Annotated in this window: 11 protein-coding genes; 2 read left to right on the forward strand and 9 right to left on the reverse strand. The window is 71.3% G+C overall.

Annotation, left to right across the window (positions count from 1 at the left end; all coding sequences use genetic code 11):
- The first annotated feature begins 9 nt into the window (after positions 1-9).
- Positions 10-573 carry a response regulator gene (locus OG381_RS17535; RefSeq protein WP_327717039.1) on the forward strand — a complete coding sequence of 188 codons (564 nt, stop codon included), beginning with the start codon at positions 10-12 and terminating at the stop codon, positions 571-573.
- 11 nt (positions 574-584) lie between these two features.
- Here the strand turns inward: OG381_RS17535 and OG381_RS17540 are convergent, their stop codons facing one another.
- Together OG381_RS17540 and lepA are read right to left on the reverse strand one after the other, a co-directional pair.
- Positions 585-2459, reverse strand: a complete 1875-nt coding sequence (locus tag OG381_RS17540; protein WP_327717040.1) for an AMP-dependent synthetase/ligase — start codon at positions 2457-2459, stop codon at positions 585-587.
- 231 nt (positions 2460-2690) lie between these two features.
- Positions 2691-4559, reverse strand: a complete 1869-nt coding sequence (gene lepA / locus OG381_RS17545; protein WP_327717041.1) for a translation elongation factor 4 — start codon at positions 4557-4559, stop codon at positions 2691-2693.
- Between the two features lie 222 nt (positions 4560-4781).
- On the opposite strand from lepA, the gene rpsT reads away from it, so the two are divergent.
- Positions 4782-5048: a 30S ribosomal protein S20 gene (rpsT, locus tag OG381_RS17550; RefSeq protein WP_093909403.1), complete on the forward strand. Its 267-nt coding sequence runs from the start codon at positions 4782-4784 to the stop codon at positions 5046-5048.
- A gap of 440 nt (positions 5049-5488) precedes the next feature.
- On the opposite strand, the gene holA is transcribed toward rpsT, so the two are convergent.
- From holA to OG381_RS17585, 7 genes are all read right to left on the reverse strand, one after another.
- On the reverse strand, positions 5489-6478 hold the full coding sequence (holA, locus tag OG381_RS17555) for a DNA polymerase III subunit delta (RefSeq protein WP_327717042.1): 990 nt from the start codon (positions 6476-6478) through the stop codon (positions 5489-5491).
- Positions 6479-6521: 43 nt separating this feature from the next.
- Entirely contained in the window at positions 6522-6767 is a 246-nt protein-coding gene (locus OG381_RS17560; RefSeq protein WP_327717043.1) for a hypothetical protein, read from the reverse strand.
- Between the two features lie 89 nt (positions 6768-6856).
- Entirely contained in the window at positions 6857-7687 is an 831-nt protein-coding gene (locus OG381_RS17565) for an arylamine N-acetyltransferase family protein (RefSeq protein WP_327717044.1), read from the reverse strand.
- 4 nt (positions 7688-7691) lie between these two features.
- Complete coding sequence (locus OG381_RS17570; protein ID WP_443062033.1) at positions 7692-10394, reverse strand: ComEC/Rec2 family competence protein; 2703 nt, start codon at positions 10392-10394, stop codon at positions 7692-7694.
- 44 nt (positions 10395-10438) lie between these two features.
- Positions 10439-11494 carry a ComEA family DNA-binding protein gene (locus OG381_RS17575; RefSeq protein ID WP_327717046.1) on the reverse strand — a complete coding sequence of 352 codons (1056 nt, stop codon included), beginning with the start codon at positions 11492-11494 and terminating at the stop codon, positions 10439-10441.
- 154 nt (positions 11495-11648) lie between these two features.
- Positions 11649-12494 (reverse strand): DegV family protein, encoded by an 846-nt coding sequence (locus OG381_RS17580; protein WP_307030749.1) that lies wholly within the window; start codon positions 12492-12494, stop codon positions 11649-11651.
- A 72-nt stretch (positions 12495-12566) separates the two neighbouring features.
- A complete protein-coding gene (locus OG381_RS17585) occupies positions 12567-13298 on the reverse strand; it encodes a hypothetical protein (protein ID WP_443061905.1) in 732 nt (243 codons plus the stop codon).
- Positions 13299-13404: the final 106 nt, after the last annotated feature.

The following is a 13404-nucleotide window of genomic DNA, read 5'->3' on the forward strand; positions in this document are numbered from 1 at the left end:
ACAGTCACCATGAGCGCTGAGGCAACGACCGAAGAGCGCGCCAGCATCCTCCTCGTCGACGACATGGAGGACAACCTGGTCGCCCTGGAGGCCGTCCTGGGGTCCCTCAACGAGCCGCTCGTCCGCGCACGTTCGGGCGAGGAGGCCATGAAGGCACTGCTGCGGCAGCAGTTCGCCCTCGTCCTGCTCGACGTCCGGATGCCGGGCATGGACGGCTTCGAGACCGCCGCGAACATCAAACGGCTCGATCAGACCAAGGACGTCCCGATCATCTTCCTGACCGGCGCGGAGGACGACTCCGGCTATGCCTTCCGCGGCTACGCCACCGGCGCCGCGGACTATCTGACCAAGCCCTTCGACCCCTGGGTGCTCCGGGCGAAGGTCACCGTCTTCCTGGACCTGCACCGCAAGAACCAGCAACTGGAGCGACTGCTGGCCCAGGACCAGGGCGAGGTGAACACCCGGCTGGCCGAACTGGAGAAGCAACTCTCCGGGGAGAACCCCCCGGACCTGGCGGCACTGCGCACTCAGGTCCGGGAGATACGTCTGCTGGTCAGCAGAGGGCGCCTGTAACGCCCCCGCCCCTACGCCTCGCGGGCCCCGGCGTACATCTCGTCGATGAGGTGCTTGTACTCCCGCTCCACCACCGGCCGCTTCAGCTTGAGGCTCGGTGTGATCTCGCCGTGCTCGACGTCCAGGTCACGCGGCAGCAGCCGGAACTTCTTGATGGTCTGCCAGCGCTGGAGACCCTCGTTGAGCTCCTTGATGTGGCCCTCGATCATCTCGACGGTGGCCGGCGCGGCCACGACCTCGGCGTACGACTTGCCCTCCAGGCCGTTCTCCTTCGCCCAGCCGAGGATCGACACCTCGTCGAGGGCGATGAGGGCGGTGCAGAAGTTCCGGTCGGCGCCGTGCACCAGGATGTTGGAGACGTACGGGCACACCGACTTGAACTGTCCCTCGACCTCGGTGGGCGCGATGTACTTGCCGCCGGAGGTCTTGAAGAGGTCCTTCTTGCGGTCGGTGATGCGGAGGTAGCCGTCGGGCGACAGCTCGCCGATGTCACCGGTGTGGAACCAGCCGTCGGCCTCCAGCACCTCGGCGGTCTTCTCCGGCAGCCCGTGGTAGCCCTCCATGATGCCGGGCCCGCGCAGCAGGATCTCCCCGTCCTCGGCGATCCGCACCTCGGTGCCGGGCAGCGGCTTGCCGACCGTGCCGGTGCGGTACGCCTCGCCCGGGTTCACGAAGGAGGCGGCCGAGGACTCGGTCAGGCCGTAGCCCTCGAGGATGTGGATGCCGGCGCCGGAGAAGAAGAACCCGATCTCGGGGGCGAGGGCCACGGAGCCGGAGACACAGGCGCGCAGATTGCCGCCGAAGGCCTCGCGGATCTTGGCGTACACCAGCTTGTCGGCGACCGCGTGCTTGGCGGCGAGGCCGAAGGGGGCGCTCGCCGTGCCGGTGCGGCGGAAGTTGTCCTGGGTGACCTTGGCGTACTCACGGGCGACCTCGGCGGCCCAGCGGAAGATCTTGTACTTGGCGCCGCCGCCCGCGCGGGCCTTGTTGGCGATGCCGTTGTAGACCTTCTCGAAGATGCGCGGGACGGCCGCCATGTACGTCGGCTGCACGATCGGCAGATTCTCGATGATCTTGTCGACGCGGCCGTCGACGGCGGTGACGTGACCGACCTCGATCTGCCCCGAGGTGAGCACCTTGCCGAAGACGTGGGCGAGCGGCAGCCACAGGTACTGCACGTCCTCGACGCTCACCAGGCCGGTCGCGGCGATCGCCTTCGCCATGTACGCCCAGTTGTCGTGCGGCAGGCGGACACCCTTGGGGCGGCCGGTGGTACCGGAGGTGTAGATGAGGGTGGCGAGCTGGTCCTTGGTGATCGCGCCGACCCGCTCCTTGATCAGGTCGGGGTCCTTCTCCAGGCGGGCCGTGCCACGGGCCTCCAGCTCGGCGAGGGTCAGCACCCAGTCGCCGGTCTCCACGCCCTCGGCGTCGATGACCACGACATGGGTCAGGTCGGGCAGCTCGGCGCGCTTGTCCTGCGCCTTGGCCAGCTGCTCGGCGTTCTCCGCGAACAGCACGCGGCTGTCGGAGTCGGCGACGATGAACGCGGACTCGTCGGCGTTGGTCTGCGGATACACCGTGGTCGTGGCGGCGCCGGCGCACAGGATGCCGAGGTCCGCGAGGATCCACTCGATCCGGGTCGCGGAGGACAGGGCGACCCGCTGCTCGGGCTGCACCCCGAGCTCGATCAGGCCGGCGGCGATGGCGTAGACCCGCTCGGCGGTCTGCCCCCAGCTCAGCGACTTCCAGTCGTCGGGACCCTCGCCGGAGGCCGAGGGCACGGGGTAGCGGTACGCCTCGGCGTCCGGAGTGGCCGAAACGCGCTCCAGGAAGAGGGTCGCCACGCTCGGCGGACGGTTCTCGATCAGGGTCTGTGTGTCGCTCACGACATCCTCCGGGGCCCGCGACGATGCGGCGGCTGGCTCAGTGCGGCTGGTGACTCGAGGGGGTGTTGTTTAACTCACGAGTAACTATCGAGTGGAGATCAGAGTAGAACGCGACCGACGCCGATGTAAGGGGCGGCGGCCTGTCACTTTCTACAGAGCGCGACGCTACGCACGCGTAGGGGCCCGTCGCTCTCATCCGCGACAGGCCCCTGTTTTCACGGGAAAACGGCGCTACTTCTTGCCCTTGCCGGAGCCCGCGTTCTCGTCGCTGCTCAGCACGGCGATGAAGGCCTCCTGCGGAACCTCCACAGAGCCCACCATCTTCATCCGCTTCTTGCCCTCCTTCTGCTTCTCCAGCAGCTTCCGCTTACGGGAGATGTCACCGCCGTAGCACTTGGCGAGGACGTCCTTGCGGATGGCGCGGATGGTCTCGCGGGCGATGACCCGGGAGCCGATGGCGGCCTGGATGGGGATCTCGAAGGCCTGCCGCGGGATCAGCTCGCGCAGCTTGGCGACGAGCCGTACGCCGTACGCGTAGGCGGCGTCCCGGTGGGTGACGGCGGAGAAGGCGTCGACCCGGTCGCCGTGGAGCAGGATGTCGACCTTCACCAGCTGGGCGTCCTGCTCGCCGGTGGGCTCGTAGTCCAGGGAGGCGTAGCCACGGGTCTTGGACTTCAGGTTGTCGAAGAAGTCGAAGACGATCTCGGCGAGCGGGAGCGTGTAGCGGATCTCGACGCGGTCCTCGGAGAGGTAGTCCATGCCGAGGAGGGTGCCGCGACGGGTCTGGCAGAGCTCCATGATCGAGCCGATGAACTCGCTGGGAGCGAGGATCGTGGCCCGGACGACCGGCTCGAAGACCTTGTCGATCTTGCCCTCGGGGAACTCGCTCGGGTTGGTGACCGTGTGCTCCTTCCCGTCCTCCATGATCACGCGGTAGACCACGTTGGGCGCGGTGGCGATGAGTTCGAGGTTGAACTCGCGCTCCAGGCGCTCACGGATGACGTCGAGGTGCAGCAGCCCGAGGAAGCCGACGCGGAAGCCGAAGCCGAGGGCCGCGGAGGTCTCCGGCTCGTAGACCAGCGCGGCGTCGTTGAGCTGGAGCTTGTCGAGGGCGTCGCGCAGCTCGGGGTAGTCGGAGCCGTCCAGCGGATACAGGCCCGAGAAGACCATCGGCTTGGGGTCCTTGTACCCGCCGAGGGCCTCGGTGGCGCCCTTGTCCTTGCTGGTGATCGTGTCACCGACCTTGGACTGACGGACGTCCTTCACGCCGGTGATGATGTAGCCCACCTCGCCGACGCCGATGCCGTCGGCCGGTGTCATCTCGGGGGCCGAGACGCCGATCTCGAGGAGCTCGTGGGTGGCGCCGGTCGACATCATCCTGATGCGCTCGCGCTTGTTGAGCTGGCCGTCGATGACACGGACGTAGGTGACGACGCCCCGGTAGGAGTCGTAGACCGAGTCGAAGATCATCGCGCGGGCGGGGGCGTCCTTGACGCCGACCGGCGCCGGCACGTCCCGGACCACACGGTCGAGCAGCGCGTCCACGCCGACACCGGTCTTCGCCGAGACCTTGAGCACGTCCTCGGGCTGGCAGCCGATGAGGTTGGCGAGCTCCTCGGAGAACTTCTCCGGCTGGGCGGCCGGCAGGTCGATCTTGTTCAGTACGGGGATGATCTTGAGGTCGTTCTCCATCGCCAGGTACAGGTTGGCGAGAGTCTGGGCCTCGATGCCCTGCGCGGCGTCGACCAGGAGGACGGTGCCCTCACAGGCGGCCAGCGACCGGGACACCTCGTACGTGAAGTCCACGTGCCCCGGGGTGTCGATCATGTTGAGGATGTGGGTGTTGCCCGGCTCCTCGGTCGGGGCCCAGGGCAGTCGGACCGCCTGGGACTTGATCGTGATGCCACGCTCACGCTCGATGTCCATGCGGTCGAGGTACTGAGCACGCATCTGGCGCTGATCGACCACTCCGGTCAGCTGGAGCATGCGGTCGGCGAGCGTGGACTTGCCGTGGTCGATGTGCGCGATGATGCAGAAATTACGGATCAGAGCCGGGTCGGTACGGCTCGGCTCAGGCACATTGTTAGGGGTCGCGGGCACGCAGGGTCCTGTCTCTTGAGGCGCCTTGTGCCTCGGGTCGGATCGATACGTAGGCTCCATGGTCCCATGGGCGGCGACCGGAGGCCGTTTTGGGCCGTCGGTCGGCCCACTGGTACTGTGGGTGGCTGTGCCTCCTGCCCTCTCAGCACGAGGCGCACCCCAAGAAATCACCTGGCCCGGGTCCCTTGTGGTCCCGTGCCTGAACCTGAAAAGGCTCAATCAGTGGCGAACATCAAGTCCCAGATCAAGCGGATCAAGACCAACGAGAAGGCTCGGCTGCGCAACAAGGCCGTCAAGTCCTCCCTGAAGACCGCCATCCGCAAGGCCCGTGAGGCCGCTGCCGCGGGTGACACCGAGAAGGCCACCGAGTACCAGCGCGCTGCTGCGCGTCAGCTCGACAAGGCCGTCGCCAAGGGCGTCATCCACAAGAACCAGGCCGCCAACAAGAAGTCGGCGCTTGCTTCGAAGGTCGCTTCCCTCAAGGGCTGACACCTCTATCTGATCTGATCTTTTTGATCTGACTGCCGGAAGGACCCAGAGCGGGCCCTCTCTCATCCGCTCCCACCCGGCACCCAGAGCTCGTACGCGGCCTGCGTTCGCCACGCGGGTATGAGCTCGAAAGCTTGGTCCGAAGGCCCCGGAGCCCGCCCTTCCCCAGGGCGGAAGCCGGGGCCTTCGGCATGCGCTGTGAGGCTGCGCGGCTCGGCGCTCATCGTGCCGTCGGTCTCCTCGAACAGCCGGCCGTGACCACCACCTACAGCCCGTCCGGCGTCTGAGGACAAGGCCCTTTCGGGGCCGACGGGGGTCTGGGGGCGTAGCCCCCCAGGGACCGGGGTCGAAGGGGCAGCGCCCCTGGAGGACGGGACGGGTAGGGGCGGCGGGGGCGAGAACAGCCCCCGCCGGCCACGGACGTACCTCAGCGAGGCCCGCTACACCCGCCCTCGCGACCGCGCTGCCCGAGCGATCACCACGACCGCCTTCTCCAGGGCGTATCCGGGATCGTCCCCCCCGCCCTTCACCCCCGCATCCGCCTCGGCAACGGCCCGCAACGCATCAGCGACCCCATCCGGCGTCCACCCCCGCATCTGCTGCCGCACCCGATCGATCTTCCACGGCGGCATCCCCAGCTCCCGCGCGAGATCCGCCGGCCGCCCGCCCCGAGCCGACGACAGCTTCCCGATCGCCCGCACCCCCTGAGCCAGCGCACTCGTGATCATCACCGGCGCCACCCCCGTGGCCAACGACCACCGCAACGCCTCCAGCGCCTCCGCCGCCCGCCCCTCGACCGCCCGGTCGGCGACGGTGAAGCTCGACGCCTCGGCCCGCCCGGTGTAGTACCGCCCCACGATCGCCTCGTCGATCGTCCCCTCGACATCGGCGACCAGCTGCGACACGGCCGACGCCAGCTCCCGCAGATCACTCCCGATCGCATCGACGAGCACCTGACAGGCCTCGGGTGTGGCCGACCGCCCGGTCGCCCGGAACTCCTGCCGCACGAAGGCCAGCCGGTCCGCCGGCTTGGTCATCTTCGGACAGGCGATCTCCCGCGCTCCCGCCTTCCGCGCGGCGTCGAGCACCCCCTTGCCCTTCACCCCGCCGGCATGCAGCAGCACGAGCGTGATCTCCTCGGCGGGGGCCGAGAGATACGCCTTCACGTCCTTCACGGTGTCGGCCGACAGATCCTGCGCGTTGCGTACGACCACGACCTTGCGCTCCGCGAAGAGCGAGGGACTGGTCAACTCGGCGAGCGTGCCGGGCTGTACCTGTTCCGGGTTCAGATCCCGTACGTCCGTGTCGGCGTCAGCGGCCTTCGCGGCGGCCACCACCTCCCGCACGGCACGGTCGAGCAGCAGGTCCTCCTGCCCCACGGCCAGCGTCAGCGGGGCAAGGGGGTCGTCGTTCGCACTCTTCTTTGCCATCGCCGACAAGCATGGCACGGGCCACTGACAGCGAGCCCCGCCCCTACGGCTCCTCCCGCCACCCTTCCCACTCCCCCGCGAACTCGTCCAGCGCCCCGGGATCCAACCGCCCGTCCTCGTCCCGCAGCACTACGAGCCACTGCGCGTCCTCGGCATCGTCCTCCCCCGCCAGCGCGTCGCGGACGATGCGCGGCTCCTCAGCCACCCCGAACCGCTCCCTGAGCGCCTCCGCCACCTCCTCCGCGGCATCCCGATCAGGCAGCACCAGCACATGTCTCACATCGCTCACCCGGCCATTGTCCGGCACCCGGAAAGCGCCCGAACCCCAGTTCGGCCCACGACCACCAGGACCTCACCCAGCGTCCCGGCCCATCCGCGTCACCCCGTCTTCCGCGCCACCGGCACCCGATCGAGCTCCACCCCGAACCGCTCCCGGTACACCCCCAGCACCTCCTCGTCCGTCCCCAGCTCCCGCACCTCGCGGGTCCCGTCCGCCCCCGTCACCGTGAAGCTGCGCCCGCTGAGCGTGATCCTGCCGCCGTCCTCCGTGACCCGCGAACACACCGGCGACCGTGTGAAGTGCGAGGCCGGCGAGGTGCTGTGCCACCAGGCGCCCGCCACGAAGTCACCGAGCACCCGGGGCCGCACCTCCAGGCGGTACTGGGGCTTGCCGCCCATGACGACGTCCAGGTCGGCCGTCTCCGCCCCCACGTGCCCGCCCCGCACCCCGGCCGCGTCCGCCCCGGCCTCGACGATCCGGAACGTGCCCCCGGGATCCACCTGTTCCCCCCGCGCCCCCATCGCCAGGGGATGGTGGCTGTGCGCCCCGAAGCCGACGTCGGCCAGCCAGTCGCCCCCGTCCACCGTCCGCACCCGCAGGGCGAGATGGTCGTAGGGGATGCCGAGCCGCCCCTCCTCCCCGTACACCCGGGCCGCGAGCAGCGTGACCTCGAAGCCCAGCGCGGCGAGCAACGCCCCGAAGCAGCCGTTGAGTTCGTAGCAGAACCCGCCCCTGCGCGCCCCCACCACCTTGTCCAGCAGCCGCTTCTCCTCCAGCACGATCTCCTCGCCGAGGTGGATCGACAGGTTCTCGAAGGGCACGGTCTGCAGATGGCGCAGTTGCAGTTCGCGCAGGACGTCCACGGTGGGCCACGCCGGGTGCTCGGCACCGAGGCGGCGGAGATAGGCATCAACCTGTGCGGAATTCATGCCCTCAGTCTCCCGCCACCCGCAGTGACTCACCCGTTCCCAGGACCGCCAGCGCCCCGTCCTCGTCCGTCCGCAGCACCATCGCCCCCTGGGCCCGCAGCGCCGCGACCGTGCCGGGGGCCGGATGTCCGTACGTGTTGTCCCTCCCCACCGAGATGAGCGCCAGCCGCGGAGCCGCTCTGCGTATCAGTTCCGGATCCTGGTAGGCCGAGCCGTGGTGGGCGACCTTGAGGACGTCCACGCCGCCCAGCAGCGTGCCCGCCGGGGATCTCAACAGGGCCCGCTGGGCCAGGGGTTCGAGATCGCCGAGCAGCAGGAACCGCAGTCCGCCCGACCGCACGAGCAGGGCGACGCTGGCATCGTTGGGTCCTTCCGGTTCCATCGCGGGGGCCGGAGCTCCCGGAGCTCCCCCGGCCGGCGGCGGCCACACCACCTCCCAGTCCAGCCCTCCGGTGCGCCGTCGCTCCCCCGCCACGGCACGGGTGAGCGGAATCCGCTGCCGCGCCGCCTGCCGCCGTACGAACTCCACCTGGTCCACCGGTTCCTCGAACCCGGTCGTCTCGATCGCCCCCACGCTCCGCCCGCGCAGCACGCCGGGCAGCCCCGCCACGTGGTCGGCATGGAAGTGGGTCAGCACGACCAGCGGGATCCTGGTGATGCCGAGGGTGCGCAGACACCGGTCGACGCGCGTCGGATCGGGCCCCGCGTCCACCACCACACCGGTACCGTCGCCCGCGGCGAGCACGGTCGCGTCCCCCTGCCCCACATCGCACATCACCAGCCTCCAGCCGGGCGGCGGCCACCCGGTGATCACGCGGGCCAGCGGCGGCGGCTGCACCACCACCAGCAGGAGCAGTACTCCGCAGACCCCGCACCACGCGGGATGCCGCGACAACCGCCGCCCGGCCGTCACCACGGCCACCGTGACCAGGGCGAGCAGGACCGCGCCGGTCCAGCTGCCCGGCCAGTCGATCCCGGCACCGGGCAGGGACGCCCCGGTACGGGCGACGTCCGCGATCCATCCCGCGGGCCAACTCGCGCACCAGGCCAGCGCCTTGGCGACCGGCATCACCAGGGGTGCCGTCGCCAGCGCGGCGAAGCCCAGCACGGTGGCCGGCGCCACGGCGAACTCCACGAGCAGATTGCACGGCACCGCCACCAGGCTGACCCGCGCCGACAGCACCGCGACGACCGGCGCGCACAGTGCTTGCGCGGCACCCGCGGCGGCCAGCGCCTCGGCCAGCCGCGGTGGCACCCGCCGCGCCCGCAGGGCCGCGCTCCAGCGGGGCGCGAGCGTGAGCAGGGCCCCGGTGGCCAGCACGGACAGCAGGAATCCGTAACTCCGGGCCAGCCAGGGGTCGTACAGCACCAGCAGCAGGACGGCCGTCGCCAACGCCGGGATCAGCGACCTGCGGCGCCCGGTCGCCAGGGCGAGCAGGACCACGGTTCCGCAGGCCGCGGCCCGCAGCACGCTCGGGTCCGGCCGGCACACGACGACGAAGGCGAGCGTGAGCGCCCCGCCGAGCAGCGCCGTCGTCCGCAGGGGGATGCCGAGCCGGGGTGCGAGCCCCCGGCGCTCGACGCGCTGGGCCAGTCCGGGCGGCCCGATGAGCAGGGCCAGGATGATCGTGAGGTTGCTCCCGGAGACGGCGAGCGTATGTGCGAGGTCGGTCTCCTTGAACGCGTCGTCCAGGTCCGGGGTGATCCGCGAGGTGTCCCCGACGACGAGCCCCGGCAGCAGCGCCCGCGCATCTCCGGGCAGCCCGTCGGTGGCCTCCCGCAGCCCGCCCCGCAACCGCCCGGCGAACCGCTGCACCCCCGACGGCCCCGCCACGACCTCCGGCGCCCGCTGCCCCCGCACCCGCACCACGGCCGCGACCCTGTCCCCGCCCACCATCACCGGCGCCAGCCGCGCGGAGACACGGAACCGTGTGGAAGGCAGCAACCGCAGCCAGGGCGAGGAACCGGGCCCGCCGACCAAGGAGCCGCCACCACCCGCCGCCCGGTCGGCGAAAGGACTCCCCTTTGCCGACCCGTCGCCGAAGCCGCCCCCATCTGCCGCCCCGAGGCCAGCTCCGCCCCCGTTCACCACCCCGCCGGAAGAGCCCACGCCTCCCTCTCCGCCCCCGGCAGCGGCACTCGGACTCCCCAGCGCCCCGGCCCCTCGGTCCGCACTCCCTCCGGTCCCGGTCACGTCGACCATCACCAGCACCGGTGTCCGCGTGTCCACCACCTCCCCGCCCGCCTTCTCCACCCGCCGCACCTCCCCCTTGATCAGCACGGAGGTCGGCGCCGGACGGTCTCCCTGGACCCTCGGCCGGGTGAGCCGGGGATCGGAGGTGACCTCGATCTCGGCGGTCGCGGTCGCGTAGTTCCGCGCCAGCCCGGGTACCGGCCCACGGCGCAGATCGGCTCCGTGCAGTCCGGCCGAGACGGCGGCCGCGGCGACGCAGAGCAGCGCGGCGGCGACCGGGACCCGTGGCCCCGCGCGTCCCCGGGTCAGCAGCAGCACGCCCGCTGCCACCAGGCACAGGACGGCGATCCCGGTGACCCACTCGGGAGCGGCGTCCAGCGTCAGCGCCGCCGTCGCCCAGGCGGCTAGCGCGGGTGGGACGAGTCGTAGGTCCGCCGGCCCTTCCTGGCGGGGGTTGGCGTCCCCGAGCCGTGTGCCGGAGGCGGCGTGCACGGCTCGGCGGGGCCGGGGCATCGGGGGTGGAGACGGGGAGGAGGGCGGACCCTCGGGTACGTGACTCATGGCCGTACGAGATTCCGCAGGTCGGCGAAGCGGCGTTCTCCGATGCCGTTGACCTCGCGCAGTTCGTCCACCGAGCGGAAGCCGCCGTGCTGGGTGCGGTAGTCGACGATGTGCTGGGCCAGGACCGGGCCGACCCCCGGCAGGGTGTCCAGCTGGTCCACGGTGGCCGTGTTGAGGGAGACCGGTGTCGCGGGTCCCGCTCCCGGCACGGATCCGGCGGAACCGACCGGACCGCCGCCCGCCGTACCGCCCTGGCCGGCCCCGGGCGCGGCAGGGCCGCCGACCACGACCTGCTCGCCGTCCACGAGGAAGCGAGCGCGGTTGAGCCCCTCGGTGTCCGTACCGGACCGCACCCCACCGGCCGCACGCAGCGCGTCGGCGACACGCGAACCCGCGGGGAGCCGGTGAACGCCGGGCTCGCGGACCTTGCCGCTGACGTCCACCACGATCTCGGCCGCTGGCGAGCCCACCGCGTTCGGCGCACCGGCCGACGCCCCCGGACCGGCCTGCTCACTCCGCTCCGCGAAGGGGGCGGCCACGACTTCGGGTGGCCGCACGGCCTGCGTCCGCCCCGCCCAGAAGTGCTGCACGGCAAAGCCCGCGGCGACGACGAGCACCACCGCCAGCGCGACCACGCTCCGCCGCTCCAGGCCGCACCTGGTCTGCAACCACACCGGCATCCGCTCCCGCAGAGCCAGCCCGGCCCGCACCCGCCGGTCCCCCGTCGCAGGGGGAACGTCGGCCCAGTCCCCCTGCGCCGGCCCGTCGTCAGGGCCGAAGTCCGTGTCCGCGCCGATTCCGTCGGCTTCCGCACCGGGCACGCCACCCCCGTCGAGGCCCGGCGGCCCTGTCCCCGCCTCGCGTCGCTCCCCGACGCGATCGGCGAACATGACCTCCGCTCGCCGCCGGAGTTCCTCGGCCGAGGCGTACCGGTGCCGGCCCCGTGGCGTCCGGTGCTGGCGTGGGTGGTGGCGGGTACGGACGTCGGAGGCAGGCCCACGGCCCGGCCCACTGGTCGGAGTCGCTGTGCGTGAACGTGATCGAAGTGCCATGCGACGAGGATCGGGCACCCGGCGCTCTGGCGATAATCTTGCTCAATTCCCGGGGACGACACCCCGGTTGTGGACAACTCCGCCACCCACACGAGTGGCGGCCGACCACCCGCGGCCCTCGACGACGGCGTCACCGCACCTTCGCGTCACCGCCTCACCGCGGCGAGACCACGGTCCCCAACAGCCCGGGCCCCGTGTGCGCCCCGATCACCGCACCGACCTCACTGACATGCAGATCCGCCAGCCCCGGCACCCGCGCCCGCAACCGGTCCGCCAGTGCCGACGCCCGGTCGGGAGCGGCGAGGTGGTGGACAGCGATGTCGACCTGCGCGCTGCCCGCCCGGTCGGCCACGATCTCCTCGAGGCGGGCGATCGCCTTCGACGCGGTGCGCACCTTCTCCAGCGGTTCGATCCGCCCGCCCTGCAACTGGAGCAGCGGCTTGACGGCGAGCGCGGAGCCGAGGAGTGCCTGTGCGGCGCCGATCCGGCCGCCCCGGCGCAGATAGTCGAGAGTGTCGACGTAGAAGAAGGCGGACGTCCCGGCGGCCCGCTTCTCCGCGGCGGTGACAGCCTCGTCCACCGTGCCGCCCGCCTCGGCCACCTCCGCCGCCGCGAGGGCGCAGAAGCCGAGCGCCATGGCGATCATTCCGGTGTCCACGACCCGTACCGGCACCGGTGCCTCGCGCGCCGCGAGGACCGCGGCGTCGTAGGTGCCGGAGAGCTCGGCGGACAGGTGCAGGGAGACGATGCCGGTCGCGCCGGACTCCGCGACCCGCCGGTAGGTCTCCGCGAAGAGCTGGGGGCTGGGGCGCGAGGTGGTGACCGGGCGCCGCTTCTGCAGTGCCTGGGCCAGGGACCGGGTCGAGATCTCGGTGCCCTCTTCGAGGGCCTGGTCGCCGAGGACGACGGTCAGGGGCACCGCGGTGATGCCGTGACGCTCCATCGTCCGCTGCGGCAGGTAGGCCGTTGAATCGGTGACGATCGCGACATGGCGGGACATGAGCTGGAGGTTACCTGCCGTAGCGCCAGGGCGGCAGCCCGACCCCTGGCACCTGGGACAGCCTTGACCGGATCAAGTCGTGCTCTCGGGACGGGGCTTCTTCTGCCACGGGTACGCGGGGCGCTGTGCCGGCGGGGTGATGGCGGGCCGGGTCGGTTCGTCGGTGGTGCGTGACTTCGGGGTCTCCGGCCAGGTCTGCTGGGCCGTGGTGGCGTCGGCGACGGGTGCCTCGGGCCACGGGGGCGGGGACTGCGCGGGCTCGGTCGGCTCCGCTGTCGTCCAGTGCCGCAGCGCGCCGGCCTCCATGTCGATCTGGGAGCTCAGCGAGTCCAGGTCGTCGTCCGCGAAGCGGCGGGCGCGGTCCCGGGCCGCCCAGCGCAGTGAGTCCGCGGAGTGCGTGATCTGTTCGGTCCGCTCGCGCAGCCCCGGCAGTCGCTCGGCGAGCGTCGCCCGGTCCGGTTCGGACTCGAGGCGCCTGAGTTCGCCGTCCAGTTCGTGTCCGTGGGCGCTGAGGCGCTGGAAGAGGGCGAGGGACTCCTTGAGGGACTCGTCCTCGGCCACGCCCGCGTGCAGGGCGTCCTGGGTGGCGCGCATGGAGGTGCGCAGCTTCAGCCGCAGTTGCGCCAGTTCGCCCGCCGCGCCGGGCTGGGCGAAGGACTTGGCCCGCAGTGTGTGGTCCTCGACCGTGCGGCGGGCCTGGGTGATGGTGCGGTCCACGCCGCGCTTGGCCGCGCCGACCACCTTCACCGTGGCGTAGACGCCGAGCACCAGGAAGAGCACGAAAAGCAGAGCGACTATCGCCATCAGTGCCTCCACGATGCTCCTCCTCGGACCGGGCGCGATGTTCCGCGCCGCTCTTCAACGGTAAACGCAACGGGCAGGCGCGGAGTTCCGGAAGAACCCCGAACCT

The sequence above is a fragment of the Streptomyces sp. NBC_00490 genome (assembly GCF_036013645.1).
Classification (GTDB): domain Bacteria; phylum Actinomycetota; class Actinomycetes; order Streptomycetales; family Streptomycetaceae; genus Streptomyces; species Streptomyces canus_F.

Bases quoted from the DNA above. Each gene is read 5' to 3' on its own strand.
- OG381_RS17570 (WP_443062033.1), bottom strand. From the start codon at position 10,394: ATGCCCCGGCCCCGCCGAGCCGTGCACGCCGCCTCCGGCACACGGCTC.
- OG381_RS17585 (WP_443061905.1), bottom strand. From the start codon at position 13,298: ATGGCGATAGTCGCTCTGCTTTTCGTGCTCTTCCTGGTGCTCGGCGTC.
- OG381_RS17580 (WP_307030749.1), bottom strand. From the start codon at position 12,494: ATGTCCCGCCATGTCGCGATCGTCACCGATTCAACGGCCTACCTGCCG.
- OG381_RS17565 (WP_327717044.1), bottom strand. From the start codon at position 7,687: ATGAATTCCGCACAGGTTGATGCCTATCTCCGCCGCCTCGGTGCCGAG.
- OG381_RS17535 (WP_327717039.1), top strand. From the start codon at position 10: ATGAGCGCTGAGGCAACGACCGAAGAGCGCGCCAGCATCCTCCTCGTC.
- holA (WP_327717042.1), bottom strand. From the start codon at position 6,478: ATGGCAAAGAAGAGTGCGAACGACGACCCCCTTGCCCCGCTGACGCTG.
- OG381_RS17575 (WP_327717046.1), bottom strand. From the start codon at position 11,494: ATGGCACTTCGATCACGTTCACGCACAGCGACTCCGACCAGTGGGCCG.